The 25,569-nt window shown below is 61.7% G+C and carries 27 protein-coding genes and 1 tRNA gene; 17 read left to right on the forward strand and 11 right to left on the reverse strand.

The window, feature by feature from the left end; genetic code table 11:
• Positions 1–9: 9 nt before the first annotated feature.
• Both cobS and ACIQUB_RS26265 read right to left on the reverse strand, forming a co-directional pair.
• Positions 10–1,002, reverse strand: coding sequence for a cobaltochelatase subunit CobS (cobS, locus tag ACIQUB_RS26260; protein WP_018901558.1), 993 nt, complete (start codon positions 1,000–1,002; stop codon positions 10–12).
• Between the two features lie 308 nt (positions 1,003–1,310).
• On the reverse strand, positions 1,311–1,925 hold the full coding sequence (locus ACIQUB_RS26265) for a J domain-containing protein (protein ID WP_018901559.1): 615 nt from the start codon (positions 1,923–1,925) through the stop codon (positions 1,311–1,313).
• 105 nt (positions 1,926–2,030) lie between these two features.
• On the opposite strand from ACIQUB_RS26265, the gene ACIQUB_RS26270 reads away from it, so the two are divergent.
• The gene (locus tag ACIQUB_RS26270) at positions 2,031–2,312 is read left to right on the forward strand and encodes a BolA family transcriptional regulator (protein WP_113237550.1); all 282 of its coding nucleotides are present in this window, start codon (positions 2,031–2,033) and stop codon (positions 2,310–2,312) included.
• Positions 2,313–2,369: 57 nt separating this feature from the next.
• On the opposite strand, the gene ACIQUB_RS26275 is transcribed toward ACIQUB_RS26270, so the two are convergent.
• The 4 genes from ACIQUB_RS26275 to ACIQUB_RS26290 form a co-directional block, all read right to left on the reverse strand.
• Entirely contained in the window at positions 2,370–2,843 is a 474-nt protein-coding gene (locus ACIQUB_RS26275) for a DUF2938 domain-containing protein (protein ID WP_018901561.1), read from the reverse strand.
• Between the two features lie 74 nt (positions 2,844–2,917).
• The gene (locus ACIQUB_RS26280; protein ID WP_113237541.1) at positions 2,918–4,228 is read right to left on the reverse strand and encodes an HlyC/CorC family transporter; all 1,311 of its coding nucleotides are present in this window, start codon (positions 4,226–4,228) and stop codon (positions 2,918–2,920) included.
• Entirely contained in the window at positions 4,225–5,355 is a 1,131-nt protein-coding gene (aroB, locus tag ACIQUB_RS26285) for a 3-dehydroquinate synthase (protein WP_113237540.1), read from the reverse strand. The genes ACIQUB_RS26280 and aroB overlap by 4 nt, the downstream gene beginning before the upstream one ends.
• Positions 5,355–5,942 (reverse strand): shikimate kinase, encoded by a 588-nt coding sequence (locus ACIQUB_RS26290; protein ID WP_018901564.1) that lies wholly within the window; start codon positions 5,940–5,942, stop codon positions 5,355–5,357. Before ACIQUB_RS26290 ends, aroB begins: the two co-directional genes overlap by 1 nt.
• Before the next feature lie 146 nt (positions 5,943–6,088).
• Between ACIQUB_RS26290 and ACIQUB_RS26295 the strand changes: the two genes are divergently transcribed.
• The 5 genes from ACIQUB_RS26295 to ACIQUB_RS26315 all read left to right on the forward strand — a co-directional run bounded on the left by ACIQUB_RS26295 (position 6,089) and on the right by ACIQUB_RS26315 (position 9,924).
• Positions 6,089–6,265, forward strand: a complete 177-nt coding sequence (locus ACIQUB_RS26295) for a hypothetical protein (protein ID WP_018901565.1) — start codon at positions 6,089–6,091, stop codon at positions 6,263–6,265.
• A gap of 4 nt (positions 6,266–6,269) precedes the next feature.
• Positions 6,270–7,223, forward strand: a complete 954-nt coding sequence (gene xerD / locus ACIQUB_RS26300) for a site-specific tyrosine recombinase XerD (protein ID WP_113237539.1) — start codon at positions 6,270–6,272, stop codon at positions 7,221–7,223.
• A gap of 62 nt (positions 7,224–7,285) precedes the next feature.
• A complete protein-coding gene (locus tag ACIQUB_RS26305) occupies positions 7,286–8,239 on the forward strand; it encodes an acetyl-CoA carboxylase carboxyltransferase subunit alpha (protein WP_018901567.1) in 954 nt (317 codons plus the stop codon).
• A 206-nt stretch (positions 8,240–8,445) separates the two neighbouring features.
• Positions 8,446–9,693, forward strand: a complete 1,248-nt coding sequence (locus tag ACIQUB_RS26310; RefSeq protein WP_113237538.1) for a murein L,D-transpeptidase family protein — start codon at positions 8,446–8,448, stop codon at positions 9,691–9,693.
• A gap of 6 nt (positions 9,694–9,699) precedes the next feature.
• Complete coding sequence (locus ACIQUB_RS26315) at positions 9,700–9,924, forward strand: sulfurtransferase TusA family protein (RefSeq protein WP_113237537.1); 225 nt, start codon at positions 9,700–9,702, stop codon at positions 9,922–9,924.
• Positions 9,925–9,948: 24 nt separating this feature from the next.
• Here the strand turns inward: ACIQUB_RS26315 and ACIQUB_RS26320 are convergent, their stop codons facing one another.
• Both ACIQUB_RS26320 and ACIQUB_RS26325 read right to left on the reverse strand, forming a co-directional pair.
• Positions 9,949–11,160, reverse strand: coding sequence for a GTP-binding protein (locus ACIQUB_RS26320; protein WP_113237536.1), 1,212 nt, complete (start codon positions 11,158–11,160; stop codon positions 9,949–9,951).
• A gap of 45 nt (positions 11,161–11,205) precedes the next feature.
• Positions 11,206–12,330, reverse strand: coding sequence for a D-alanyl-D-alanine carboxypeptidase family protein (locus ACIQUB_RS26325; RefSeq protein ID WP_113237535.1), 1,125 nt, complete (start codon positions 12,328–12,330; stop codon positions 11,206–11,208).
• 154 nt (positions 12,331–12,484) lie between these two features.
• On the opposite strand from ACIQUB_RS26325, the gene ACIQUB_RS26330 reads away from it, so the two are divergent.
• From ACIQUB_RS26330 to ACIQUB_RS26345, 4 genes are all read left to right on the forward strand, one after another.
• On the forward strand, positions 12,485–13,648 hold the full coding sequence (locus ACIQUB_RS26330) for a M20 aminoacylase family protein (RefSeq protein WP_113237534.1): 1,164 nt from the start codon (positions 12,485–12,487) through the stop codon (positions 13,646–13,648).
• Positions 13,649–13,761: 113 nt separating this feature from the next.
• Positions 13,762–14,703, forward strand: a complete 942-nt coding sequence (locus ACIQUB_RS26335) for a DUF6492 family protein (protein ID WP_402933663.1) — start codon at positions 13,762–13,764, stop codon at positions 14,701–14,703.
• A 169-nt stretch (positions 14,704–14,872) separates the two neighbouring features.
• Positions 14,873–16,348 carry an O-antigen ligase family protein gene (locus ACIQUB_RS26340; RefSeq protein ID WP_402933666.1) on the forward strand — a complete coding sequence of 492 codons (1,476 nt, stop codon included), beginning with the start codon at positions 14,873–14,875 and terminating at the stop codon, positions 16,346–16,348.
• A gap of 90 nt (positions 16,349–16,438) precedes the next feature.
• On the forward strand, positions 16,439–16,591 hold the full coding sequence (locus ACIQUB_RS26345; RefSeq protein ID WP_402933669.1) for a hypothetical protein: 153 nt from the start codon (positions 16,439–16,441) through the stop codon (positions 16,589–16,591).
• A gap of 45 nt (positions 16,592–16,636) precedes the next feature.
• On the opposite strand, the gene ACIQUB_RS26350 is transcribed toward ACIQUB_RS26345, so the two are convergent.
• Positions 16,637–16,713, reverse strand: a tRNA-Arg gene (locus ACIQUB_RS26350).
• Positions 16,714–17,024: 311 nt separating this feature from the next.
• Here ACIQUB_RS26350 and ACIQUB_RS26355 point away from each other — a divergent pair.
• From ACIQUB_RS26355 to ACIQUB_RS26385, 7 genes are all read left to right on the forward strand, one after another.
• The gene (locus tag ACIQUB_RS26355) at positions 17,025–18,797 is read left to right on the forward strand and encodes a type I secretion system permease/ATPase (RefSeq protein ID WP_402933672.1); all 1,773 of its coding nucleotides are present in this window, start codon (positions 17,025–17,027) and stop codon (positions 18,795–18,797) included.
• Positions 18,794–20,113, forward strand: coding sequence for an HlyD family type I secretion periplasmic adaptor subunit (locus ACIQUB_RS26360; RefSeq protein ID WP_113239261.1), 1,320 nt, complete (start codon positions 18,794–18,796; stop codon positions 20,111–20,113). Before ACIQUB_RS26355 ends, ACIQUB_RS26360 begins: the two co-directional genes overlap by 4 nt.
• 143 nt (positions 20,114–20,256) lie before the next feature.
• A complete protein-coding gene (locus ACIQUB_RS26365) occupies positions 20,257–21,690 on the forward strand; it encodes a family 16 glycosylhydrolase (protein WP_113239260.1) in 1,434 nt (477 codons plus the stop codon).
• Positions 21,691–21,978: 288 nt separating this feature from the next.
• Positions 21,979–22,857, forward strand: coding sequence for a glycosyltransferase family 25 protein (locus ACIQUB_RS26370; protein ID WP_113239259.1), 879 nt, complete (start codon positions 21,979–21,981; stop codon positions 22,855–22,857).
• A gap of 87 nt (positions 22,858–22,944) precedes the next feature.
• Positions 22,945–23,298: a hypothetical protein gene (locus tag ACIQUB_RS26375; RefSeq protein ID WP_047508517.1), complete on the forward strand. Its 354-nt coding sequence runs from the start codon at positions 22,945–22,947 to the stop codon at positions 23,296–23,298.
• Positions 23,299–23,601: 303 nt separating this feature from the next.
• Positions 23,602–24,114, forward strand: a complete 513-nt coding sequence (locus tag ACIQUB_RS26380) for a DUF992 domain-containing protein (RefSeq protein WP_113239258.1) — start codon at positions 23,602–23,604, stop codon at positions 24,112–24,114.
• A 140-nt stretch (positions 24,115–24,254) separates the two neighbouring features.
• The gene (locus tag ACIQUB_RS26385; RefSeq protein ID WP_183795259.1) at positions 24,255–24,404 is read left to right on the forward strand and encodes a hypothetical protein; all 150 of its coding nucleotides are present in this window, start codon (positions 24,255–24,257) and stop codon (positions 24,402–24,404) included.
• A 3-nt stretch (positions 24,405–24,407) separates the two neighbouring features.
• Here the strand turns inward: ACIQUB_RS26385 and ACIQUB_RS26390 are convergent, their stop codons facing one another.
• Together ACIQUB_RS26390 and ACIQUB_RS26395 are read right to left on the reverse strand one after the other, a co-directional pair.
• On the reverse strand, positions 24,408–24,695 hold the full coding sequence (locus ACIQUB_RS26390) for a BON domain-containing protein (protein WP_111564871.1): 288 nt from the start codon (positions 24,693–24,695) through the stop codon (positions 24,408–24,410).
• A 62-nt stretch (positions 24,696–24,757) separates the two neighbouring features.
• Positions 24,758–25,408, reverse strand: a complete 651-nt coding sequence (locus ACIQUB_RS26395; protein WP_026283564.1) for a hypothetical protein — start codon at positions 25,406–25,408, stop codon at positions 24,758–24,760.
• Positions 25,409–25,569 lie beyond the last annotated feature (161 nt).

Consider the following 25,569-nt stretch of genomic DNA (forward strand, 5'->3'; position numbering starts at 1 on the left):
CCGTTAGCCTCAGGCCTCCAGGACGATGTTGGCGGCGCTTTCCTTCAGCTCGACGCCGAAGGCGCGCTGATAGTGCTCGGCAACCAGCGGACGCTCCAGTTCGTCGCACTTGTTGAGGAAGGTGACACGGAAGGCGAAGGCGAGGTCACCGAAGATCTCGGCATTCTCGGCCCAGGTGATGACGGTACGTGGGCTCATGACGGTCGAGAGATCGCCATTCATGAAGGAGGCGCGCGTGAGATCGGCGACGCGGACCATCTTGGAGACGGTATCGCGGCCGTTCTTGTCCTTGCCGAAGCTCTTCACCTTGGCGGCGACGATGTTCACTTCGTGCTCGTGCGGCAGGTAGTTCAGCGTCGAGATGATCGACCAGCGGTCCATCTGCGCCTGGTTGATCTGCTGCGTGCCGTGATAGAGGCCGGTCGTGTCGCCGAGGCCGATCGTGTTCGCGGTGGCGAACAGGCGGAAGGCCGGGTGCGGGCGGATGACGCGGCTCTGGTCGAGCAGCGTCAGGCGGCCGGAGGATTCCAGAACGCGCTGGATGACGAACATGACGTCAGGGCGGCCGGCGTCGTATTCGTCGAAGACGAGCGCGACATTGTGCTGGTAGGCCCAGGGCAGGATGCCGTCCTTGAATTCGGTGACCTGCAGGCCGTCCTTGACGACGATGGCGTCCTTGCCGACGAGATCGATACGGCTGACGTGGCTGTCGAGGTTGATACGCACGCACGGCCAGTTCAGGCGAGCGGCGACCTGCTCGATATGCGAGGACTTGCCGGTGCCGTGGTAGCCGGAGATCATCACGCGGCGGTTATGAGCGAAGCCGGCAATGATGGCGAGCGTGGTTTCGCGATCGAAGAGATAGTCGGGATCGAGATCCGGAACATAGGCGCTGCCCTGGCTGTAGGCCGGAACGCGGATGTCGGAATCGATGCCGAAGACCTCCCTGACCGAAACGGTGGTGTCCGGAAGTTCCGAGATATCAAGGTCAATCTTGCTCATCATGTCTCCAAGGCGGGTGGCCGACACCCTGCCATACTGTCTCAGCTCGTTTCGCGATCATGGCGTTGTGGTATCCCACGCGCTCATGTCTGAACGTCGGCGATGCTTCTCCGGGACTGAAACGAAACCTCGGGGGCGATCAAATCACCGCCTGCGAGCATTCTTGACGATAGTCCCGGACAAGAAACGCCGCGTCCGGAAGTGGCCGAGGCGCCTGTGAGACAAACGCGGAAAAAGGTGCCGCGGTTGCCTGCGGCCTCAGCCGATTTGGACCATACCCGATTGAAGACCAAGAGCAAGGACGGGAATTAACAAAAACCGTTCTGCTTCAATAATTGATAGGCCTGGATCACGGCGCGGAAGCGCTCCTCGGAACCGCGGTCGCCGCCGTTTGCATCCGGATGGTGTTTCTTCACCAGTTCCTTGTATCGGCTCTTGATCTCGGACGATGTGGCGTTGGCCGCGAGATTCATCGTGTCGAATGCCTTGGCTTCCAGGCTTTTCAGCTTGCGTTGCTCGGGAAAGCGCGGGCCGCTGCTCTTGTTTTCCTTGACGAAGCCGAAGGGATCGCGAACCCGCGTATAGGCGCCGGAGCGGATATCCGACTGGATCGGGCTATCCTTGGCCGACTTGTTGACGCCGACGGTCCAGGTCGGGCGGTGGCCCGTGATCGCTTCCTTCTGGTAGCGCGCGATCTCTCCGTCCGAGAGGCCGGAGAAATAGTTATAGCCCTTGTTGTACTCTTTGACGTGCTCGAAGCAGAAGAGAAAGAACTGCCCCTCGGCATTGCGTCCGACGGGAGCGCGATGCACGCCTTTCTTGTCGCAGCCGTCCCACTGACAGGACGGGGGAGCCTGTTCGGGTTCCTGCTCGCGTTTGCGGCGGGTGCGGATGCGATCGAAATATTTGGAATCAAGTCTCATGACGGCGCTAATTATGGGGCTCAGAATGGGTGAGGACAAGAATTGACAAACGGGAATGTTGCTGGCTTGGTGGGAACCTTTTTCTCAAGGCAGCAAGATCGGCTCATGACAGTTCAATCCTCCATCGAAGAAAAGCTCACCGCGGCATTCGCGCCGGAGCGGCTTGATGTCATCAACGAAAGCCACCTGCATGCCGGCCATCACCCTGACGTTACAGGGGAAGGCGAGACCCATATGCGGGTCAGGATCATCTCCGCGTCGTTTGCCGGCATGACACGGCTGGCGCGTCACCGGGCGATCACGGAGCTTTTGAAACCTGAACTGGATGCGGGGTTGCATGCGCTGGCGGTGGAGCCGGCGGCGCCCGGAGAGCCGGTGCGCTGGTAAACCGACACCGCGTCATATGGGCGCGGTGCGGCGGTTTCGCAAGGATGGCGGGCGCCTCTAACGAATCAGAAGTGCCGTCGCATAGAGGCCGAAGCCGAAGACGGTGTGGGCGACGAGGCCGAGGAAGCGGACCTTGTTGGGGTTCGGCGTCTTCGATGCCGCCCAGCCGATGCCGAGGCCCGGCTGCAGCAGGAACCAGCCGCCGGCGATGGTGACGATGCCCCAGATCCATGCGGGCAGGAAGGTCGGCGCAATCAGCCAGTAAGGGCCGGTCAGGATCACCAGCATGATGCCGTAGATGATGCCGACGGCGTAATGGAAGACCCAGCCGAGCGCCACTTCATGCTTATAGGGTTCGGCCTTGCCGATATCGTCGTGAAAGACGGTGCCCTTGGCGAAGAGATGCCAGAGCCAGCGGCCGGGCGGTCCCCAATTCGGTATTGCGCCCTTGGCAAGCGCGATCGACCAGATGTCCATGAGAATGGTGGCGCCGATGCCGATGGCGATCGAGCGCCAGAGAAGATCAAACATATCAAATCCATAATGATGCTGCTCGCCGGGCTCCTCCCGCAGCGCGCAATGGGTGACAAGGTGATGACGGGAGATCAGGCGGGGTTGTTTTCGTTCTCCTCCGCCGGGCGGATACGCAGTCTGGTGATGCGGTTCTTGTCGCGTTTCATGACGATGAAGCGCTTGCCGTAGAAGGTGAAGGCCTGGCGCTCTTCGGGAATGGTCATGGATTCGTGGATGACGAGGCCGGCGATCGTCGTCGCTTCCTCGTCGGGCAGCTGCCAGTCGAGCGCGCGGTTGAGATCGCGGATCGGCACGTTGCCATCGACCACCACGGAGCCGTCCGCCTCCTGGCGCACGCCCTGCATTTCGATGTCGTGCTCGTCGGAGATATCGCCGACGATCTCCTCGAGGATGTCTTCAAGCGTGACGATGCCCTGCACCTCGCCATATTCGTCGACCACGACGGCGAAATGCTGCTTGCGGCGCAGGAAGGCGTTGAGCTGCGCTTCGAGATTGGTGCTGTCAGGCACGAACCACGGCTTCTGGGCGATCTTGATGATGTCGAGCTGTTCGGGCTCGGCGTTGCGCTCGGCGAGCGCCCTGAGCAGGTCCTTCGAATGCACGACGCCGATGATGTTGTCGGTCGTGCCGCGCCAGAGCGGCATGCGGGTAAACGGGCTGTCGAGAATGGTGCGCACGACCACCTCCGGCGGATCGTCGGCGTTGATGCAGCGCATGGCCATGCGGTGGACCATGATATCGGAGAGCTCGAGTTCGCCGAGATCGAGCACGCCGCCGAGACGGTCGCGGTCGGCCTTCACGACCGATCCCTCGCGATGCAAGAGATCGACGGCGCCGCGTAGCTCCTCGTGGGCGGACAGCATCGACACCTCGCGCGACAGGTTGATGCCGAAGCGGGCGAGAATCCAGCGGACGATGAGATTGACGAATGAGGAGACCGGGCCGACGACGGTGACGAAGGCCTTGACGGCGAAGGCGACGGCGAGCGCGAAACGCTCGGGGATCGAGATCGCCCAGCTCTTCGGCAGAACTTCCGCGAAGATGACGAGAATGACCGTCATGGCGAGCGTCGCGAGCGCCACGCCGGAATTGCCGAACAGGCCGAGGAAGACGCTGGTGGCGATCGAGGACGAGAGGATGTTGGCGAGGTTGTTGCCGATCAGCAGCGCGCCGATCAGCCGGTCGCGGCGTTCGATCAGTTCGCGGACGATGCCGGCGCGTTCCTCGCCGTTGGCCTCAAGCGTATGGATGCGGCTGCGCGAAACGGCGGTCAGCGCCGTCTCGGAGCCGGAGAAGAAGGCGGACATGAGGACGAGGGCCACGATGGAAAGGATTTCCGGCCAATATGCGGAAAGAAATGCCAGCGTGCCTTCGAGGGTCATTGCGGGTGTTTTTCCTTGAGGAAGCTCAATACTTCGGATGCCGGGACGTCGTTGGCGACGAAGGACTGGCCGATGCCGCGGGTGAGGATGAAGGTGAGCTTGCCACCCTTGACCTTCTTGTCCTGCGCGATCGCATCCATCAGCACTTCGGCCGGCGGCAGCGTGCCCGGGATTTGCGACATGCGGGTCGGGAGGCCGACTTCCTTCAGGTGATGCTCGACGCGCTTTGCATCGTCAGGGCTTGCGAGGTTTATGCGGGCCGAGAATTCGTGGGCGAGCACCATGCCGATCGCAACGCCTTCGCCATGAACGAGACGGCCGCTGTCATAGGCGGTCGCGGCTTCCAGCGCGTGGCCGAAGGTGTGGCCGAGATTGAGCAAGGCGCGCTGGCCGTTTTCATGCTCGTCGGCGACGACGACGTCCGATTTGGCCTGGCAGCTTGCGGCGATCGCCTCGATGCGGGCTGAACCGCCGGAGAAAACGGACTGCCAGTTGTTTTCCAGCCAGGCGAAGAAATCGGGCTTGTCGATCAGGCCGTATTTGGCGACTTCGGCGTAACCGGCGCGGAATTCGCGTTCGGAGAGAGTGTTCAGAACATCGCTATCGGCCAGCACGAGGTCCGGCTGGTGGAAGACGCCGATCAGGTTCTTGCCGTGGCGGCTGTTGATGCCGGTCTTGCCGCCGACGGAACTGTCGACCTGCGACAGTAGCGATGTCGGGATCTGCACGAAGCGGACACCACGTCTGATAATGCCGGCAACGAAGCCGGAGAGGTCGCCGATGACGCCGCCGCCAAGCGCGATCACGTAATCGTTACGCTCGACGCGGGCTTCCAGAACCTTGTCGCAGGCGGTGATCAGATGCTCGAAGCTCTTGGTCTTTTCGCCAGCCGGCAAGACCAGCGAAGACGAGGCGATGCCCGAGGCCGTCAGGCTCTCGACCAGGGCGTTGAGATAGAGCGGCGCGACGTTCTCGTCGGTGATAATGGCGGCCTTGCGGCCCTTGAGGCGGGCGGCGATCTCGGCGCCGGCGCGCGCGATCAGGCCGGGGCCGATCAGGATGTCGTAGGCGCGGTCGCCCAGCGGCACGTGAACCTTGCATTCGGCAGAGGCGGCAATCGCATTCATCAGGCTGCACTTTCGGTTCTGCTGTCGATCACGGCTTTCAGCACTTCGTCGGCCATCACTTCCTTGCGCACATCGCGCGAGAGGACGGTGAGGTCGGCCTGCTCGTAGATCGGGTATCTTGCGTTCATCAGGTTTTCGAGCGTCTGCTTGGGATTTTCGGTCTTCAGCAGCGGGCGGGTGTCGCGCTTGTTGACGCGTTCCCAGAGCACGTCGAGATCGGCCTTCAGCCAGACCGACAGTCCGCCTCTCTTGATATGTTTGCGGGTGCGGTCGTTGATGAAGGCGCCGCCGCCGGTGGAGACGAGGCGCGGGCCGCCCTTCAGCAGCCGCTTCATCACCCGTCCCTCGAGCGCACGGAACTCGTCCTCGCCATAGGCTGCGAAAAGCTCGCTGATCGACATGCGCGACACGCGCTCGATCTCGGCATCGCTGTCGATGAAGGGGATGCCCAGCTGGGTGGCGACGATGCGGCCCACCGACGACTTGCCGGCGCCCATCAGACCAACGAGGATCAGATTGCGCGAACCGAGCGCAGCACGAGCTCTGTCCCTCAGGCTATCGGCAACGATCAGAACTGGGTCGTTCATTGGTCCATTCACACTTTGTTTGCGAACGGTATCAACAAATGCAGGTGTAGCGTCAAGTCAGAGGTAAGGGAATCATGGTTCAAAAGCTGCTTCTTGCACTTGCAAACGCGCTTCTTCATAAAGAAGCAAAGCCATGGAGTTGTTGAATGCCGAGCCTGTTCCGATTTCTCGCCATATTGGCGGTCATCGCCGGAGCGATATACGGAACGATGTGGGCGCTCGTGACTTTCGTCGAGCCGAAGGAGCGCGACGTGACGATCCGCATTCCATCCGAGCGGATCAATCCGCCCGCCACCGGCGCGATCAGCCCGGCGAAGAAGTAACGCGATGAGGGATCTCAGCCGCGTTCAGGTCGAGTCCTTTCTCGAAATGATGAGCGCCGAGCGGGGTGCCGCGGCCAATACGCTTTCCTCCTACGAGCGCGATCTCGACGACCTGCATTCCTTCCTGAACGGCAGAAGCGTGCGGCTGACCGAGGCGGCGTCCGCCGATCTCTCCGCCTATCTGGCGTCTCTTGCCGCGCAGGGCTTCAAGCCCTCGTCGCAGGCGAGGCGGCTGGCGGCGATGCGGCAGTTCTACAAGTTCCTCTATGCCGAGGGGCTGCGCACCGACGATCCGACCGGCATTCTCGACGCGCCGAAGAAGGGGCGGGCGCTGCCGAAGACGATGGGCGTCGACGAAGTCGGACGGCTTTTGGAAAAGGCCGAGGAGGAGGCGCAGGACGAGGCGCCCGGGCAACTGCAGCGATTGCGCATGCTGGCGTTGCTGGAGCTGCTTTACGCCACCGGCATGCGCGTCAGCGAGCTGGTATCGCTTCCCGCCCGCGTGCTCGATCAGGAAGGGCGCTTCCTGATCATTCGCGGCAAGGGCAACAAGGAGCGGCTGGTGCCGCTGTCGCAATCGGCGATCGCGGCGCTGAAGCTTTATGGTCGGATGCTGGCCGCCGAAGTGGCAAAAGCCGAAAATCCACAGGAAAGCCCGTGGCTGTTTCCGGCGGCGTCGAAAGAGGGGTATCTCGCCCGGCAGGTCTTTGCCCGCGATCTCAAGAACCTGGCGATCCGGGCGGGGCTGACCCCATCGATGATCTCGCCGCACGTGATGCGGCACGCCTTTGCCAGCCATCTGCTGGCCAACGGCGCCGATCTGCGCGTGGTGCAGGAACTGCTTGGCCATTCGGACATTTCCACCACGCAAATCTACACGCATGTGCTGGAAGAAAGGCTCCAGCAACTGGTCCAAACGCATCACCCCCTTGCCAAACAGGCGAAAAAGCAGGATTAGGACCGGCGACAAGGGCAGCCAAAAGACAAATGCCCCGGGCACAAGGAACGGAAACGCACCTCATGCACAATTATCTCGACTTCGAAAAGCCGATCTCCGACCTCGAAGGCAAGATCATCGAATTGAAGAAGATTGCCTCGGAAGACGAGAGCATCGACACATCCGATGAAATCGGCAGGCTCGAAGTTCGTGTTCGCGAAGCGACGGTCGAAATCTATTCGAAGCTCAATGCCTGGCAGAAGACCCAGGTCGCGCGTCATCCGCAGCGGCCACACTTCGTCGATTACGCCAAGACGCTGTTTCAGGAATTCACGCCGCTGGCCGGCGACCGCAAGTTTTCCGAGGATGCCGCGATCCAGGCGGGTCTCGCGCGCTTCCGCGGCCAGCCTGTTGCCGTCATCGGCCAGGAAAAGGGCAACGACACGAAGAGCCGCCTGAAGCACAATTTCGGCAGCGCGCGCCCCGAGGGCTACCGCAAGGCGATCCGTGTGCTCGAGATGGCCGACCGCTTCGGTCTGCCCGTCATCACGCTGGTCGATACGGCTGGTGCCTATCCCGGCGTCGGCGCCGAAGAGCGCGGCCAGGCGGAAGCCATCGCCCGCTCGACGGAAATGTGCCTCGGCCTCAAGGTTCCGATCATCTCCGTCGTCATCGGCGAAGGCGGTTCGGGCGGCGCGATCGCGATCGCCACCGGCAACCGGGTCTACATGCTCGAGCATGCGATCTACAGCGTGATCTCGCCTGAAGGTGCGGCCTCCATCCTGTGGCGCGATTCCGCGCGCGCCAAGGAAGCGGCCACCAACATGAAGATCACCTCGGATGATCTGAAGGCGCTCGGCATCATTGACGGCATCATCGGTGAGCCACTCGGCGGCGCGCATCGCGATCCTGACAGCGTGATCGCGTCGACAGGCGATGTGATTGCCAATGCGCTCGGCGAAATGGCCAGCCGCACCGGCGAGCAGATCCGCAACGATCGCCGCCAGAAGTTCCTGAACATGGGTCGCAACCTGTAACAGGGCTGCGAAGCAGGCTTGGGTGAGGCCGCGGATTGCGGCCAAACCTTGGCCACATTAGTGTTATCAATAGCTTTTGTGCTTGCGGGGGTCGTGGGTGCGCGGCATGGTCGTTAAGGTTTTATAAACCAGATTGGGCCAATGATTCGCTTCACTTCGAACCCGTTCAACGGATTGGGTCGCATCTCGTAATTGGGCTAGATTGAATGCGCTTTCGTCATTTTGCCTATGTTTCCCTGATGGCGCTGGCCTTGGCCGGCTGCAACGACGCGTTGGAAACCACGCAGATCGACCTCTCCAAGGTCAAGAACAAGGTCGAACAGCCGCTTCCGCCGCGCATCCTCAACGAAATGGCCGCGAAGAGCATGGATCGCAATTCGCCGATCCTGATCCGCATCTTCAAGGAAGAAGGCCAGCTCGAGATCTGGAAGGCGAAGACGGACAACCGTTACGACAAGATCGCCAGCTACAAGATCTGCGCCTGGTCGGGCCGTCTCGGTCCCAAGGTGAAACAGGGTGACCGGCAGGCGCCGGAAGGTTTCTACAACCTGACCAAGGCGAACCTGAACCCGAACTCGAAATATTATCTCGCCATCAATACCGGCTTTCCGAACCGCTATGACGCCGTCAATGGCCGCACCGGTACGGATCTGATGATCCACGGCGCATGCTCGTCGTCGGGCTGCTATTCGATGACGGACGAGCAGGTGCTCGAGATCTACGCTTTCGCGCGCGACGCCTTCAAGGGCGGCCAGACGGGCGTGCAGCTGCAGGCCTTCCCGTTCCGGATGACGGCCGAGAACATGTTCAAGCACCGGATGAACGAGAACTTCGACTTCTGGAAGATGCTGAAGGTCGGCTACGACAATTTCGAAGTCACCAAGCGTCCGCCGGAAGTGAATTTCTGCGAGAAGAAATACGTCTTCAACCAGCAGTCTTCGGGCGCGTTCAATCCCGGCGGCAAGTGCCCCGAGATGTCGACGCCGCCGGCGTTGACGGCAGCGCTCGCCTCCTACGACAAGACCTATGAGCTGGCCTACACCAAGGCGTCGAAGGAATTCGACGGCATGGCGTGGTACGACCCGTCGGAAGCCGAGCGCAAGGCCGTCGTTGCCAAGCAGCGCAAGGGCCGCGAACTCGCCTATGCGCCGACCGGCACCTCGCTGGAAGCCGGCAAGATGATGAAGGTCGCCGATCTCGAAGGGATGGCTGCCGCCAAGACCGCGACCACGGTTGCCGCCAACACGGTGACCGGCTCGACACCTGCCGATGCGACCGCTGGTGTGAAGACGGCCGATGCCGCGATCGTCAACCCGGCATCCGTGCCGGTGCCGACGCCGAACCCGATGGAATCGGCTCCGACCACCGCGACGGCGTTCGCGCCTGTCGAGCAGCCAGAATCGGTCGAGGTCGCCTCCAAGAAGCCGTTCTGGAAGTTCTGGGGCCGGGACTGATCGCGCGTGAGCGCCATTTCCTATGATCTGCGCGGGCTGAAATGCCCGCTGCCCGTCATCAAGACACGCAAGAAGATGTCGTCGCTGTCTTCAGGCGCGACGATCCGTGTCGAGACGACCGATCCCCTGGCGGGGATCGATATTCCGCATTTCTGCCATGAGGATGGTCACGAGTTGATCGAGACCGAGAAGACCGAGAGCGGTCACCGTTTCCTGATCCGCAAGCGATAGCTCTAAAAACGCATTCCCGGAGTGCTAGAAACGCATTCCGGGGATAGCCAGCGGGTTGTCGTTGAGGGCCGTGCGGTCGGCGGTGTCGATGCGTGGCTTGCCGAGGAAGGCGTCGAACAGGTCCTTGACGAAGGCTTCCGGCAGATCCTTGGTGATCAGCACCATGCGGGTGCGCCGGTCCTGAGGATCCGGCCATGCCGGCAGGCGGATCGGCGGGTGGAAAATGCTCTGCACGCCATGCAGCACCAGCGGCCGGTCGGGACGATCCGACATCGCAACGATCGCCTTCATTCGCAGCAGTTTTTCGCCATGGGCCGAGCGCAGGAGATCGACGAACATGTCGAGCGCCATCGGGTCGATCGGCTTGTCCTCGACGATCGAGAAGGAACGGATCGAGGCGTCGTGACGGTTCACGTCGTGCGCGTGCTGGTGGTCGTGGTGATGGTGGTGGTCATGATCATGATCATGGTGGTGATGCCCATGATCGTGGTCGTGGTGACCGTGATGATGATGGCCGTGATCGTGCCCATGGTGGTCATGATGATGCCCGTGATCGTGGGCGTCTTCGTCACGCAGCCAGCGGCCGACATCGGCGCTCTTGGTGGCGGGATCATAAATACCGTTGACGAGGGTGGCGGCGGTGCCGGTTTCGGTCTCGTCGGCGTCCATCAAGGCTGCGCGCGGGTTGAGCGCGCGCAGGCGGGCTTCAAGCTTTTCCAGGATGGCGGGGGAAGCCAGCGTCTTCTTCGAGATGATCAGGCGATCGGCGACGGCGGCCTGCTTGACGGCTTCCATGTGGTTGTCGAGCGTCTGCAGCCCGTTGGCGGCGTCGACGACGGTGACGACGCCATCGAGCGAGAAGCTCTCGGCAATGATCGGATTGCCCATGATCGCCTGCATGACCGGCGCCGGATCGGCAAGGCCCGTGGTCTCGACGACGACGCGCTTCACCGGCTTGACGCGGCCGGTCTGGATCGCGTCCATCAGGTTGGCGAGCGTATCGACCAGTTCACCGCGCACCGTGCAGCACAGGCAGCCATCCGACAGCTCGATGATCGCGTCGCCGGAGCTTTCGACCAGGAGATGATCGATGCCGACATCGCCGAATTCGTTGATGATGACGGCGGCGTCCTTCATGGCCGGATCCTTGAGGATACGGTTCAGAAGGGTCGATTTGCCCGCGCCGAGAAAGCCGGTGAGGATGGTGACCGGAATGCGATCCGCAACTGCGCTCATGCCTGTATGCCTTGGATTTTTTTATGCCTTAGAGGTCTGTAAGCCTTAGAAGCCAGAGGTAGGGCGCGGGGTCGGGATCGGCACATTGGCGATGTCGCCGACGCCGGCCGCCGTGGCCAGCTTGTCGGGCTGCGGCTCGTTCTGGCCGGGGATCAGGCCGGCATAGACAAAGTTCGGCTCGTGATCCATTTCCTGGATATAGGGCGAATGGATCTTCATGCGGCCCACCTCGTCGCGCGTTTCGCTGCGGATCTTGGCGCCCTTGGCGCTGCAGATTTCGGCCGTGAGGTCGGCGACTTCCTGCGTTTCGCCGTAGGGCTTCAGCGAGCCCAGCGTATCGTTGCCTGTCGGCTGCGTGGTGAAACCGCGCTGCAGCATGTCGGCCGACGCGTCCGCACGGGCGGCAAGGCTGTCGGTGCCGAGCACGACGGAAACCAGCGTACGGCCGTTGCGCGTCGCCGAGCTGATCTGGTTGAAGCCCGATGCGCAGATGAAGCCGGTCTTCATGCCATCGGCACCGGCGAAGCGGCCGATCAGCATATTGATGGCGGGGATGTTCTGCTTGCCCGTGGTGATCCCCTCCAGCGAGAAGTAGCTGGCATATTGCGGGAAATCGCGGCGCAGCGCGACCGACAGGATCGCGAGGTCGCGCGCCGTCGTGTACTGGCCCTTGCCGGGCAGGCCGTTCGGATTGACGAAGTGGGTGTCGCTCATGCCGAGCTTGGCGGCTTCGGCGTTCATGCGGAGAACGAAGGCGTCCTGCGTGCCGCCGACTGCTTCGGCGACGGCGACCGCGATATCATTGGCGGACTTGACGATCAGGATCTTCAGCGCGCTGTCGAGCGTCAGCTTCTGGCCCGGCTTGAAATACATCTTCGCCGGCGGCTGGGCGGCGGCGGTCTTGCTCATGACGATCGGCGTATCGACGCTGATCTGGCCGGAGCGGATCGCGTCGAAGGTGGTGTAGATGGTCATCAGCTTGGTGAGCGAGGCCGGATACCACTTGCGGAAGGCATCCTCATGCTCGAGCACGCGGCCGCTCTGCACATCGACCAGGATGTGCGGATTGGCATAGGCCTGCGTCGTCGCGGAAAAAGCGATGGCGGCTGCGGAAGCGGCGATGGTGATCGGCCGCAAGGCGGCAAGCAGGCGTTTCTGGCGCGTCGACACGGTTTGTCCTTAAAGATGTCCTGATGTCTCGAAAGTTTCCCCTATTTAACGTATATGGCCATGACATGGCAAAGGTCATTGTCTAACTTATTTGCGAGCCGTGGTATCAATCCCGTTATTGCCGCCGTTTTCGATTTTCGGCAGGGAAGCAAGCATGCCGATTTTGAACAGAGCCGCCGAACTTCAGGACGAAGTGACCGAGTGGCGCCGGCACATTCATGAGCGGCCGGGCCTGCTCTACGCGGTGGAAGAGACGGCCGCCTTCGTGGCCGAGAAGCTCAAGGAATTCGGCGTCGACGAGATCGTCACCGGCATCGGCCGCACCGGCGTGGTCGGGCTGATCAAGGGCAATGGGGCGGGATCGCGCACGATCGGCCTGCGCGCCGACATGGACGCGTTGCCGCTGACCGAGATTTCGGGCAAGCCATGGGCATCGAAGATTGCGGGCAAGATGCACGCCTGCGGCCATGACGGCCACACGGCGATGCTGCTCGGGGCCGCGAAGTATCTTGCCGAGACCCGCAATTTCAACGGCAATGTCGCGGTTATCTTCCAGCCGGCCGAAGAGGGTGGCGCCGGCGGCGACCTGATGGTCAAGGACGGCATGATGGAGCGTTTCGGCATCCAGGAGGTCTACGGCATGCACAACATGCCCGGCCTTCCCGTCGGCCATTTCGCCATCCGCAAGGGGCCGATCATGGCCGCGACCGACGAGTTTACCGTCACGGTCAAGGGGCGCGGCGGGCATGCGGCGCAGCCGAACCGCACGATCGATCCGATCGCGATCGGCACGCAGATCATCACCAACCTGCAGATGATCGCATCCCGCAATGTCGATCCGCTGCGCTCGGTCGTGGTGTCTGTCACCAAGTTCAATGCCGGCTTCGCGCATAACGTCATTCCCAACGAGGCGACGTTTGCCGGAACCGTGCGCACGCTCGACGAGGCCGTGCGCGATCTCGCGGAGAAGCGTTTCCGGCAGATCGTCGCCGGCGTGGCCGAGGCGCATGACGCCGAGGCGGATATCCATTTTCAGCGCAATTATCCCGTCACATCCAATCATGCGAACGAGACGGAGCATGCGACGGCGGTGGCGACCGACATCGCGGGCGCCGGCAATGTCGATGTCGATATCGATCCGATGATGGGCGGCGAGGATTTTTCCTACATGCTGAACGCCCGCCCCGGCGCCTTCATCTTCATCGGCAATGGCGATACCGCCGGCCTGCACAATCCGGCCTACGACTTCAACGACGACGTCATCAGCCACGGCATCTCCTACTGGGTGCGTCTGGCCGAGCAACGGCTCGGCGAATGATGGGCTGCGCTAGTCGGCGAGGCTGGCGGGTTTCATACACGCCAGTCTGCCGGTAGTACTTTCGGTCATCAAACATTTGTTCTTATTCCGATGTTGGCCACGATAGCGTAGGAATGGGTAGTTTGATCTTCCGGTTTCAGCCGGCAGACGGACCGAATGAAACGGCCGAGATTCCGCAATGTCTACGGCTGAAAGCGAGGAAGGCGTTCGTGGCTTCACTGTCCGTTATCACACCAAGCTACCAGCCGGATTTGGAGCTATGCCGCGATCTAGCAGTTTCCGTTAAAAGGTTCGGGCCGCTGAACGTTTCACATTGCGTAATTGTTCCGCCGAAAGATCGCGCCGTTTTCGCCGGTGTCGGCGAGGTTCACACGGTCGACGAATACCTGCCGAGAAGCTTTCTGCGTATTCCTGGTAACATGTGGATCAACCTGCGTCGGCCGATCATTCCGGCGAGGGGGTGGATTGTACAGCAGCTGATCAAGCTGGAGGCTTCCGCCCGATCTGAGGCCGATGTCGTGCTTCTGGTCGATTCTGACATGGTGTTCATTCGGCCCTTCGACGTCGATACCTTTCTTACCGATGGCAATGTACGGTTCTTCCGCGCAGCGAACGCTATCCACAAGGACATGACACGGCACATCATCTGGCATCGCACTGCGCGGCGCCTGCTTGGATTGCCCAACGTCGATCGCCTGCCGCTTCACGATTATATATGCTGGCCAATGGCTTGGAGTCCGGCCATCGTCAGAGCCATGCTGAAGCAAGTGGAGGCCACGACGGCGATGAGTTGGCAGTCCGCCATTGCGGGCGAACTGCACTTTTCGGAGGGGATCTTGTACGGCGTCTATGTCGATGAGATTCTGGGTGGTGCGCGCTATTGCGAGAACACCATGCTCAGCGTCAACTACTCGGACGAGGCGCCGCTCGATGCGGCGGCGGCAGCCCAGATTGTCGCAGGCGCATCGTCAGCGGATATCGCGCTTATGATTTCGGCAAAATCCACTACGACGGCCGATGTGCGCAAAGAGATCCTGCGAGCGCTTACCGCGTAGCCCGGACGCCGCGGACAGGGGGATGTCGTCTTCTTGGTTAAGCCTCATGGATGGCGGAACTACTACCAAGACACGGATATTTCAAATGCTTCATCGTGGCTAAGAATGTTGGAGGCAGCGCTCTTACACAAGACTTGCGCCCGTGCGCAGAGTTGGTGCGCGCCTTGCGATGTCGAAGTGGACCGGAGGGTTTGAGTTTTTGATGGCGATGCAGGAGATAAGGCTTGATAGCACGCAATATCCCCTTGCAGGAGGGCGCCCTTCGACGGGCCGCCTGAGCTCAGGCGTGTTCGGCAGCACGGCAAGACGCAGTGGACATTCGATCGCGGGCACGGCAGCGCCACAAAGTCGGCTGCATGCGGCGCTTATATTCTTATTCTTGATGCTTCTCGGCATCCCTTGGGTCATTCACATTGGCTCTGTCCGGATGTCACCCTACAGGATACTTCTATGCCTCGCCTTCTTGCCATGCTTTGTCTGGTGGGTTCGGGGAAAGGCGGGTGGCATCAAGGCCGCGGATATTGCCGTTGTCTCCTTCTCCAGCTGGATTGGCCTGTCACTGGTTTCGACCGCCGGCCCGGGCGGATTGCAATCGGCAGGGATCACGATGCTGGAAACGCTCACGCCATATCTGTTGGCGCGATGCTGCATTCGCGGTGCAAGCGATTTCCGGCTGTTCAGCAAAGCGCTCTTTTATCTTGTGATGCTGATGCTGCCGCTGATTGCGATCGAGACGCTGACAGGTTGGAAGGCAACCCTGCGGTTGTTTGCCGTTTTTCTTCCGACGTATGGCGACGTGGTCATGCCACAGCGCGTCGGGCTATGGAGAGCACAGGGAGCATTCGACCATCCGATCCTGCTGGGGCTTGTTTGCAGCACCGCGTTCTCTCTGGCATATCTAGTCGTGGGATATGGACGAACGCTGTTTCGCAAAGGCCTGCTTGCCGCCATTGTGGCGATGGCCGTGACCTGTGCCTTGTCTTCCGGCCCGATACTCGGGGTGCTGCTGCAATGCCTGCTGATCGGCTGGAAGCGGGTGGCCGACAAGGTCGGCCTGCGTGTGGTTTGGATCGTGACGATCGCCGTCCTGCTCTCAGCGCAGCTTGTTTGCTGGATAACCAATCGCTCGCTGCTCGACGTGACCATCAGCCGTCTGACATTCGACCCCCTTTCCTACTGGTTTCGCAACATCATCTGGCAGTACGGCTGGCTGTCCGCGCTCAACCACCCTTGGTTCGGCGTCGGCCTGGGCGAATGGGAGCGGCCATCCTGGATGCCCGGCAGCATCGATAACGTCTGGCTTTACTTTGCGGTGAAGCACGGCCTGCCGGCGCTCGCCCTGCTCGGAGCCTCGTTCGCATTTTGCTTGGCAACAGTCGGTTGGAAGCAAGGCTTGGATCGACGTCATCGCGAATATCGATGCGCTTATCTCGTCTCCATCATCAGCTGCATGCTGGTCGGTCTGACCGTGCACTTCTGGGATGGCGCCTATGTCCTTCTAATGTTTCTTCTGGGTAGTGGTCTTTGGATCGCGGATGTCGAGCCCGCAAGCGCAGACGTGGAACAGCCGCTCAGAACGCGGCTTCGAACCGGCTATCGAACGTCCGGTGGCGCAAGACGGCCGGTCAACCCGCCGGCGAGATGAGCAGTCAAGACTGCCGCTTTCACCGGCAATCCTAGCGAATGCCCGACCTTAGAGATGGGCGAGGTTTTGTCCCGGAGACATGAGTTACACATGGTCGGCCGGAAACTCGGCCTCAAGGAAGTCGACGACGGCATTTGGCTCGTCAGCTTCCTGCGCTATGATCTCGGATATATCGATATCGAACAGAGGACATTTCAAACAATCGACAACGCGTTCGGCACGAGGTTGTCACCTATGTCTTAGGTGCGGATTGTTACCTACGTTTCAGGGTCGAATGCACGAGGAAAATGGTGTCCACGAGAGGATTCGAACCTCCGACCCCAGGATTAGGAATCCTGTGCTCTATCCTGCTGAGCTACGTGGACAACGTCCCCTGCATAGCTTGACTGTCCCTGTCGATCAATAAGCTTTTGACGACATTCTCCTCTTCGCCATGACCCACCTGTTCAATCCTGTGCTGGTCCGCTCGGTGTCGTGGACACGAGCGATGTCGGGCAAACGCAAATTTTGGGCAGCTGTCTCATAGGGGGACGGTGTTGCGTCATGGCGGTACAGGGTCATGTTGCGATGCAAAACTCGCGTTAACGGTGAGATTTATTAGTTTTGCACAACCATAGAAAGAGCAAGCTCTCGTCACTGTTGTGATCCATGTTCGGGACATCTCTGCCCCAGTTTCATGCGATCGCGAGGCCATTTGTCCCAATTCAAGGCGAAAACATCCGCGCCGTTCCTGATTTCCGCCGTCTCGTCCGTGCGGGGCACGCTGATCGGGATCGGAATGACGAGCTGCTTCATCAATATCTTGGCGCTGACAGGCTCGTTCTTCATGCTGCAGGTCTATGACCGCGTCATTCCCGCCCGCAGCCTTCCGACGCTTGTCGGGCTCGGCATCATCACGCTGACGCTCTTCGCCTTCCTGGGGCTGCTCGAACTGTTGCGCTCGCTGGTGCTGGCGCGGCTGGGGCAGTCGGTCGACGAGCGCTTCGGGCCGATTGTCTTCCGCTCCTTCGCCACCGCGCCGTCGCGGCGCAGCGTCGAGGAGAACGGGCTGCAGCCGATGCGCGATATCGACATGGTGCGCGGCTTTCTCTCCGGGCCGGGGCCGACGGCGCTGTTCGACCTTCCCTGGATGCCGTTCTATCTTGGGCTCTGCTTCCTGTTTCATGTCTGGATCGGGGCGGTGGCGCTGGCGGGCGCGCTTGTTCTCGTTGGCTTGACCGTCATCGCCGAAATCCGCACGCGGGCGCCGACGCAGGCTGCGGCACGGATCGGGCTGGAGCGGACGGCGCTTGCCGAAGCCACGCGCCGCAATGCCGAGACGGTGGCGTCGATGGGTTTTGCGCGGCGGCTGGAGGAGCGCTGGTCGGCGATCAACCTGCGCTACCGCGACACGCAGTTCAAGGCGACCGGTATCACCGTGTCGCTGTCCACGCTGTCGCGCGTCGTGCGGCTGGTGCTGCAGTCGGGCGTTCTGGCTGTCGGGGCCGTTCTCGTCATTCGCCAGGAGGCGACGGGCGGGATCATGATCGCGAGCTCCATCCTGATCAGCCGGGCGCTGGCACCTGTGGAACTGGCGATCGGGCAGTGGCGGGGCTTTGCCGCGGCGCGCCAGAGCTGGGCGCGGCTTCTTTGCTTGAGCGAGGCGGATGACGTGAGCGATCCGGACGTGCGGCTGCCTGCGCCGGTCAAGGGCCTGAAGGTGGAGAATCTGCATCTTTCGGCACCCGGTTCGGCCGTGCCGCTGCTGCGCGGCATCTCGTTCGAAGCCAAGGCCGGCGAGGCGATCGGGATCGTCGGGCCGAGCGCGTCCGGCAAGTCGTCTCTGGCGCGTGGGCTGGTCGGGATATGGGCGGCGCGCATGGGGGCCGTGCGGCTCGACGATGCGTCGCTGTCGCAATGGGAGCCGGAAGCGCTCGGGCGACACATCGGATACCTGCCGCAGGAGATCGGGCTCTTCGACGGAACGATCGCCGACAACATCGCCCGCTTCGACCCGACGGCGTCGTCGGATGCCGTGATCGCGGCCGCAAGGGCCGCCGGCATCTATGAGATGATCGTGCGGATGCCCGAGGGCTTCGATACCGAGATCGGCGAGGAGGGGGCAGTGCTTTCCGCCGGCCAGCGGCAGCGGCTGGCATTGGCGCGCGCGCTTTACGGCGATCCCTTTTTGATCGTGCTCGACGAACCGAATGCCAATCTCGACGCCGAGGGCGATGCGGCGCTGACCCGCGCCATCGAGGGCGTGCGTGAGCGCGGCGGGATCGCGATCGTCATCGCGCACCGGCCGAGCGCGCTTGCCGGTATCGACAAGGTGCTGGTGCTGGCCGAGGGCCAGGTGCGCGGTTTCGGGCCGAAGGAAGAGGTGCTCGGGAGGCCGGTGGCGGCGGCGTCGGCGGCGTTCTCGCCGATGCGCTTCGGACGGGTAAGCGAAGGGAGGGCGGCGCGATGAAGCCTGGTGCAAATGGTGCGGGCGCACCGATCGCCGAACGGGCCATCCGGCGGCTGGCGCTTGTGGCGCTGGCGGCGGCTCTCGTTCTCGTCGGCGTGCTCGGCAGTCTCGCGGCGACCATCCATCTCAACGGCGCGGTGATCGCCTCGGGCACGCTCGTCGTCGACAGCTATGTGAAGCCGATCCAGCATCTGAAGGGCGGGACGGTCGGCGAAATCCTCGTTCGCAATGGCGACAAGGTGGAGGCGGGGCAGGTGCTGTTGCGGCTCGACGATACGCAGGCGCAGGCGACGGTTTCGATCGTGTCGCGGCGCTTGCGGCAGTTGGCTGCGCGAACGGCACGGCTTTCGGCCGAGCGGGATGGGCGGGAGGCGTTTGCGTTTCCCGATCTTGTGAAACAAGCGCCCCCGGAGGAGCGGGAGACGCTGATGCAGGGTGAGCAGCGGCTATTCGAGGACCGGCGGGCTTCGCTTAGCGGACAGGTAGCGCAGCTGCGCGAGCGCATCCGCCAGCTCGGCCAGCAGGCGGGTGGGCTGGTGGCGCAGCAGGACGGCAAGCGGCAGGCGATCGAGATCATCGGCAAGGAGCTGGCGAGCCTTGAGCCGCTGCTGAAGCAGGGCATCATTCCGGCAACGCGGGTCTACGCGCTGCAGCGCGATGCGGCCGATCTGACCGGCGAGCTCGGTAATCTCGTGGCATCTGCCGCGGAGGTGAAGGGCAAGATCGCCGAGACCGAACTGCAGATCATCCAGCTTGGCGACGACAGGCGCAGCGAAGTCTCGGACCAGCTGCGGCAGGCGCAAAGCGATACCGGCGAGTATGCCGAGCGGCTGGTCGCGGTCGAGGACGATCTCAAGCATATCGATATCCGCGCGCCGCAGGCGGGCATCGTTCATCAGCTTTCGGTGCATGCATCCGGTGCCGTTGTGCAGGCGGGAGCGGCGATCATGGAGATCGTGCCCGATGGCGACGCGCTGACGCCGGATCTCAGGCTTTCACCTCAGGATATCGATCAGGTCGCGGTGGGGCAGGCGGTGGTGTTGCGGCTGTCGGCCTTCAACCAGCGCACCACCATGGAACTCAACGGCCGGGTGGAGCGTATCGCGGCCGACCTCACCACCGATCAGAAAACCGGCCAAAGCTATTACGGCGTGCGCATTCATATCGAGGACGGCGAATGGCGCAGGCTTGGAAAGCTGACGCCGGTGGCCGGCATGCCGGTGGAAGCTTTCATCGAAACGGGGGAACGAACGGCGCTGGCCTATCTCGCCAAGCCGTTCACCGATCAGGCGGCCCGTGCTTTTAGGGAGGAATAAGGGCTTTCAGGGAGGAATAAGGGGCCTGTGCCTGCGGCGCCTGGGAGGAGGCGCGTCGGGCAAGGGAGGAGCGTTCGGCCATCAGGGCATCGTGTGGATGCCCTTGGCAATGTTTCAATCACGAAAACCCTAGGAGATGAACCATGCCACAGTCGATTCAGAACGCAGTCGGCACAAGCCTGTTCTATAGCGGCGCTTCAACCGCGTGGCTGTCGGCGACAGGATCCGGACCGGTGCTCAACGGCACCGCCGGCAATGACAGCATATGGGGTGACAGCTCGGTCAACGTGACCATGCATGGCGGTACGGGTGACGATATCTATTATCTCTACTCCGCCATCAACCGCGCGGTCGAAGAGCCGGGTGGCGGGATCGATACGATCAACACCTGGATGAGCTATACGCTGCCCGAAAACTTCGAAAACCTGACGGTGACGGGCAACGGGCGCTATGCCTTCGGCAACAGCGCCGACAACATCATCTCCGGTGCCGCGGGCAGCCAGACGATCGATGGCGGCGCGGGCAACGATGTGCTGATCGGTGGCGGCGGGGCCGATACCTTCCTCTTCACGCGCGGCAATGGCAGCGACCTCATCGTCGACTTCAGCAGCGACGACACGATCCGCTTCAACGGCTATTCGCTGACGAGTTTCGATCAGGTGATCAGCCACTCGACACAGGAGGGCGCCAATCTCAGGATCGATCTTGGCGGTGGCGAAAGCCTCGTGCTGGCCAACACGACGGCCTCTGCGCTGCACGCCGACCAGTTTCAGCTGACGCTCGATCGCTCGGCGTTGACGATGACCTTTGCAGACGAGTTCGACAGCCTGTCGCTCCACAGTGGCGGCCAGGGAACCTGGGATGCCAAGTTCTGGTGGGCGGCCGAAAAGGGGAGCACGCTGCCCGACAATGCCGAGGAACAGTGGTACATCAACCCGTCCTATGCCGGCACGGCCTCGGTCAATCCGTTCTCCGTTCACGACGGGGTGCTGACGATCACGGCGGCGCAAACGCCGGCTGCGCTTGCAGGCCAGCTTGAAGGTTTCGACTATACGTCGGGGATGCTCAACACGCACTCGACCTTCGCCCAGACCTACGGGTACTTCGAGATCCGCGCCGACATGCCGACGGATCAAGGTGTCTGGCCGGCCTTCTGGCTGCTGCCGGAGGATGGCTCCTGGCCGCCGGAGCTCGACGTGGTGGAAATGCGCGGGCAGGATCCCAACACCGTTCACGTGACGGCGCATTCGGCGGCGAGCGGCAGCCACACGATGGACCAGACGGCTGTCAGCGTCGCGAGCACCGAGGGCTTCCATACCTATGGGGTGCTGTGGGACCAGGACCAGATCGTCTGGTACTTCGACGACGTGGCGATCGCCCATGCCGACACGCCTGACGATATGCACGACCCTATGTACATGATCGTCAATCTCGCCGTCGGCGGCATTGCCGGTTCGCCGACGAATGGCCTGCCCAACGGATCTGAAATGAAGATCGACTACATCCACGCCTATTCGCTGGCCGACAGCCCGGTGGCCACTGCCGCGCATACGACGACGGACGACTGGCAGACTTAAGCGGCTGCAGCCGCTAAGCTTGAAATTGAAGTTTCCGGACCTCGCATCCGGAAATTTCATCTGTACTGTCACAAAACTGTCGTTTATTGTCGCATCCTTGGTGAAAGTGGATAATTTTCAGTATTATTCATGTATTTCTCGTTTTCAGGTTCGAGACTACACTTGAATGTGACGGGAAATTCCGGCAAGCACGGCGCACACTGGCCGTGCATCCGAGGCGTATAAGTCGACGTTGTCCCAAGCCGTAAGTGACATTGGGTAGGCTCGATAAGGCCTTGGGGATAATCGATGGGTGAAGTGCTCTCTAGCGCTACGGCGTTCGTTCGCGCCGATGTGAGGCATGAACGGTCCTTTCTCACATTGCTGATCAATCTCGACCGGGCGGAAGCGCGGCTCCAGTCGATGGTGGAACAGCTGCACAGGCTTGGCCTGCCATTCGAGCGCATCGCGGCGGTGGATGGCCGTGCACTCGATTTTCCGATCGCCAGCTATGATGAAGCCGGTTTCCGCCGCCGCCACGGTCGCATGACCAATCCGGGAGAGGTCGGCTGCTATTTGAGCCACGTGGCCTGCGCCGAGCGGCTCCTCCAATCGACGCACGACTACGCATTGATCCTGGAGGACGATCTGGTGCTGCCCGACAATCTCGCCGTGGTGATCGGCGAGGCGCTCGCCGAGCACGAGCATTGGGACGTGCTGCGTCTTTCGAGCGTCAACGACGGCCGCAAGTTTCCCGTAGCTCCGTTATCGCAGACACGTTCGCTGGCGATTTCGCTGACGCGCGAAAAAGGGTCCGGCGCCTACCTTATCAACCGGAAAGCGGCGGAGTGGATTTGTAGAGATCTCGTGCCGATGAAGCTGCCCTACGATATCGCCTTCGATCTCGAATTCTTCGATGGGTTGCACGGCATGTTCGTTTCGCCGGTGCCGATCTCGCAGGAAGCGGGTTTTCCGTCCGACATCCAGCAGGGGCGGCGCTTCCGGCTTCCGCTCGGGCAACGCTACCCCGTCTATGTTTATCGCGCGGGTCTGGAGATTGCACGTGTCGTGCATCGGGCATCGCGGCTGGCGGCCTATCGTCTGGCGGCTCTTACCGGTCGCCGCAAAAGAGCGGTACCCCTTAACACGCAGGACAACCGGCCTCTCGACGACGACATGGCAGCTTGAGCGTCACGGAGCCCGGGACGCTTTTTATGGAACGATGACGATTCTCCTTCGTTGACCACCGGTAAGCAACAGCGAAGGAGAAGCATCATGAAAGCGAAACTGATCGCGGCATCGATCCTGGCACTTGGTCTGGCAACAGGCGGGGCAATGGCTCAGTCAAACCCGAGCCCGGCAGGTTCGACGATCGGCAGCAGCACGGTCGATAGCGGCGGTGGCGCAAACGCGGATGCTCCGAATACGACTGGAACATCGCCAACGGTGGTCGATCCGAACGCCACCTACAGCACCACCCCCGGCACGATGAGCACGGGGCCGAACACCAACACGACAGGGACCGTCGACCGCACGCGCTGCCCGGCGCAGCCGATGCCGGGGACGACCGCCGCCCAGGGCGGCAATAGCGGCGCTTCCGAGAGCGAGGCATGCCCCGACTTCAAGTAATCATCGCATTGCGATCATGGATCCCGGGTTCAGTCCGGGGTCCCTTTTTGTGCGCGAAACTGTCAGCTCGCCTTCACTTCGGAAGACAAGAACGCGTGATGACGGTGGAACAACAGGCGATAACAGGGATTTATTCAGGCGCCGCCTGATTGACGCCCGAAATCAGCCAGAAATCGGGATGCATGTAGCGAATCAAACCCCATACATTTGCTTTTGAGCATTTGTTAATTTTGTTCATACAGCCGGGGTTGGTAAGTTATAACAAGGCACTACGTTTTTCGTCAGGATACTAAGGAGACCACAATGAACAAGACAATCGCATCGATCGTCGCAGCAGCCTCGCTGGCTCAAGTCTTCGCCACTTCGGTGGCGGCAGCGGATCTCGTGACGACTTATGAGGAGCCGGATCAGCGCGATGGCGTCAAGATCGGCGTTCTGACCTGCGACGTCGGCGGCGGTGTCGGCTACGTCTTGGGTTCGGCGAAGTCCGTCGATTGCGTCTTCAACGGTACGCGCGGCTCCGTCGATCGCTACAGCGGCACCATCCGCAAGATGGGCGTCGACCTCGGCTTCACTACGCGCGGCCGTCTCGTCTGGGCCGTCTTTGCTCCGACCGCCGGCTATCACCGCGGTTCGCTCGGCGGCCTCTACCAGGGCATCACCGCTGAAGCCACGCTTGCCGGTGGCGTCGGCGCCAACGTGCTGTTCGGCGGCACCGCCGGATCGATCCAGCTGCAGACCATCAGCGTCACCGGTCAGCTCGGCCTCAACGTTGCTGCAACCGGCACCTCGGTCACGCTTACGCCAGCCGGCTGATTTTATCATTTGATTTCAATGGAAAAGCCGTCCCGTCAGGGGCGGCTTTTTCGTTTCGTGGGTGCCGTGTGGATGGCCCATTTCGGGAAGGGAACCTACGGCCGATCGTCGCGTTGTTCTGGTCAAAGGAGACCAAGCTCATGACCATGAAACTCTCAATGCTCGCGGTTGCCTATCTCTTGATCGGCGGCCTTCTCATCGCCGTCAGCTACCAGCCGAGCGGCCCCGTCACGACGCAGAAGACGGACCGTGTCGCCTCGGGCTTCCTGATGGAACGCTTCGCCGGTTGATGCTCAGACGGCTTCGCCGAGGTTGTCGAGCACTGACTGCGCGACGACAATGCGATTGCGAACAGTGTGATCGCTCGCCGTCGTCTCGGCGACGATGATGGCGCTGGCGAGGTCCGCCTTGGTCGCGACCAGTCCAGTCAGGACGATCTCGTCTTGCTCGACTGACACCGCGATGTGCGATGCGTCGAAGCCGCTGGCGACCGCCAGCGCGGTCGATACATCCGCTGTCAGCGCTGCCTCTTCGCTTATATCAGTCTTTCGCGCGGACGGTGATATCTCGTAACTTGCCATGTCATGCCTTCCTTTCTCCCATCCGATTAAGAAACCTTGTGTCGCCTTCGCCGCGTGCGCGGTCACCAGCTGACCCGGTAGTTCAGGTTGATGCTTCCCGAGCGGGTGGAGGATCCAGGATTGCTGATTGTTGCGCTCAAATTAAGGTCGGGGAGGATCAGCTGGTTCAGCGCCAGCGAACTCGTCACATCGCCATTGAAGCCCGACACGGTGGCGGCCGCAGAGAGCGAGGTGCCGGTCCAGGGCTGGATCAGCTTTAGCGCTTGCGAGGTGTCGACGGATGTCTGGCGGGTGTCGATGGCGTCGTAACGGACCTGCACGAAGCGGGTCGAGACCATGTCCAGCGAGTCGGAGAAGATCCAGCTGCGGGAACGGCTGAGCATAAGCGCGCCGCTGCCCCTCAAGGTATCGACGCGCACGCTCGCCGAGCGCTCTGCGCGGGCGGCGGGCGTGACGCTGACCTTGGTGATCTTGCCCCAGAGCGAGGCCTGTTCGGAACCGCCGAGCAGCACGCCGCCCTTCGATGCCGCAAGGCCGATATCGGCGCCGGCGCTGGTTTCCCATTCGGCGGGCAGGCGAAAGCCCATTGTTGCCTTGTAGGAGCGTTCGGACACTTTCACGGGTGTCCAGATGACGAGGTTTTCCGCGTGGACGCGCGGTGCGAATGAAATGAGCGCGGCGGGCAGAAGCAATAAACTGCTTGTCGCTTTCATGGCCATTTGTCCCTTCGTAACGGTCAGGGTCTTCTGGTCGATGCGGGCTTGAAGCGGAAACGCACGAAAGCGCGCAGGATTTCGCCTTGCAAACCCGACATCTCGTTCTGGTTTTTATCGCGTCCGGCCTTTGGCGCGGATACGGAAGCGGGCGCGAAATT

Origin of the sequence: Rhizobium sp. NPDC090275 (genome assembly GCF_044772225.1) — a bacterium.
In the GTDB taxonomy this organism is placed as follows: domain Bacteria; phylum Pseudomonadota; class Alphaproteobacteria; order Rhizobiales; family Rhizobiaceae; genus Rhizobium.

What these genes read in the sequence shown, in the direction of transcription:
- cobS (WP_018901558.1), bottom strand. Translation starts at nt 1,002, where the DNA reads ATGAGCAAGATTGACCTTGATATCTCGGAACTTCCGGACACCACCGTT.
- ACIQUB_RS26265 (WP_018901559.1), bottom strand. Translation starts at nt 1,925, where the DNA reads ATGAGACTTGATTCCAAATATTTCGATCGCATCCGCACCCGCCGCAAA.
- ACIQUB_RS26270 (WP_113237550.1), top strand. Translation starts at nt 2,031, where the DNA reads ATGACAGTTCAATCCTCCATCGAAGAAAAGCTCACCGCGGCATTCGCG.
- ACIQUB_RS26275 (WP_018901561.1), bottom strand. Translation starts at nt 2,843, where the DNA reads ATGTTTGATCTTCTCTGGCGCTCGATCGCCATCGGCATCGGCGCCACC.
- ACIQUB_RS26280 (WP_113237541.1), bottom strand. Translation starts at nt 4,228, where the DNA reads ATGACCCTCGAAGGCACGCTGGCATTTCTTTCCGCATATTGGCCGGAA.
- aroB (WP_113237540.1), bottom strand. Translation starts at nt 5,355, where the DNA reads ATGAATGCGATTGCCGCCTCTGCCGAATGCAAGGTTCACGTGCCGCTG.
- ACIQUB_RS26290 (WP_018901564.1), bottom strand. Translation starts at nt 5,942, where the DNA reads ATGAACGACCCAGTTCTGATCGTTGCCGATAGCCTGAGGGACAGAGCT.
- ACIQUB_RS26295 (WP_018901565.1), top strand. Translation starts at nt 6,089, where the DNA reads ATGCCGAGCCTGTTCCGATTTCTCGCCATATTGGCGGTCATCGCCGGA.
- xerD (WP_113237539.1), top strand. Translation starts at nt 6,270, where the DNA reads ATGAGGGATCTCAGCCGCGTTCAGGTCGAGTCCTTTCTCGAAATGATG.
- ACIQUB_RS26305 (WP_018901567.1), top strand. Translation starts at nt 7,286, where the DNA reads ATGCACAATTATCTCGACTTCGAAAAGCCGATCTCCGACCTCGAAGGC.
- ACIQUB_RS26310 (WP_113237538.1), top strand. Translation starts at nt 8,446, where the DNA reads ATGCGCTTTCGTCATTTTGCCTATGTTTCCCTGATGGCGCTGGCCTTG.
- ACIQUB_RS26320 (WP_113237536.1), bottom strand. Translation starts at nt 11,160, where the DNA reads ATGAGCGCAGTTGCGGATCGCATTCCGGTCACCATCCTCACCGGCTTT.
- ACIQUB_RS26330 (WP_113237534.1), top strand. Translation starts at nt 12,485, where the DNA reads ATGCCGATTTTGAACAGAGCCGCCGAACTTCAGGACGAAGTGACCGAG.
- ACIQUB_RS26335 (WP_402933663.1), top strand. Translation starts at nt 13,762, where the DNA reads ATGGGTAGTTTGATCTTCCGGTTTCAGCCGGCAGACGGACCGAATGAA.
- ACIQUB_RS26340 (WP_402933666.1), top strand. Translation starts at nt 14,873, where the DNA reads ATGTCGAAGTGGACCGGAGGGTTTGAGTTTTTGATGGCGATGCAGGAG.
- ACIQUB_RS26345 (WP_402933669.1), top strand. Translation starts at nt 16,439, where the DNA reads ATGGTCGGCCGGAAACTCGGCCTCAAGGAAGTCGACGACGGCATTTGG.
- ACIQUB_RS26355 (WP_402933672.1), top strand. Translation starts at nt 17,025, where the DNA reads ATGCGATCGCGAGGCCATTTGTCCCAATTCAAGGCGAAAACATCCGCG.
- ACIQUB_RS26360 (WP_113239261.1), top strand. Translation starts at nt 18,794, where the DNA reads ATGAAGCCTGGTGCAAATGGTGCGGGCGCACCGATCGCCGAACGGGCC.
- ACIQUB_RS26365 (WP_113239260.1), top strand. Translation starts at nt 20,257, where the DNA reads ATGCCACAGTCGATTCAGAACGCAGTCGGCACAAGCCTGTTCTATAGC.
- ACIQUB_RS26370 (WP_113239259.1), top strand. Translation starts at nt 21,979, where the DNA reads ATGGGTGAAGTGCTCTCTAGCGCTACGGCGTTCGTTCGCGCCGATGTG.
- ACIQUB_RS26375 (WP_047508517.1), top strand. Translation starts at nt 22,945, where the DNA reads ATGAAAGCGAAACTGATCGCGGCATCGATCCTGGCACTTGGTCTGGCA.
- ACIQUB_RS26380 (WP_113239258.1), top strand. Translation starts at nt 23,602, where the DNA reads ATGAACAAGACAATCGCATCGATCGTCGCAGCAGCCTCGCTGGCTCAA.
- ACIQUB_RS26385 (WP_183795259.1), top strand. Translation starts at nt 24,255, where the DNA reads ATGACCATGAAACTCTCAATGCTCGCGGTTGCCTATCTCTTGATCGGC.
- ACIQUB_RS26390 (WP_111564871.1), bottom strand. Translation starts at nt 24,695, where the DNA reads ATGGCAAGTTACGAGATATCACCGTCCGCGCGAAAGACTGATATAAGC.
- ACIQUB_RS26395 (WP_026283564.1), bottom strand. Translation starts at nt 25,408, where the DNA reads ATGAAAGCGACAAGCAGTTTATTGCTTCTGCCCGCCGCGCTCATTTCA.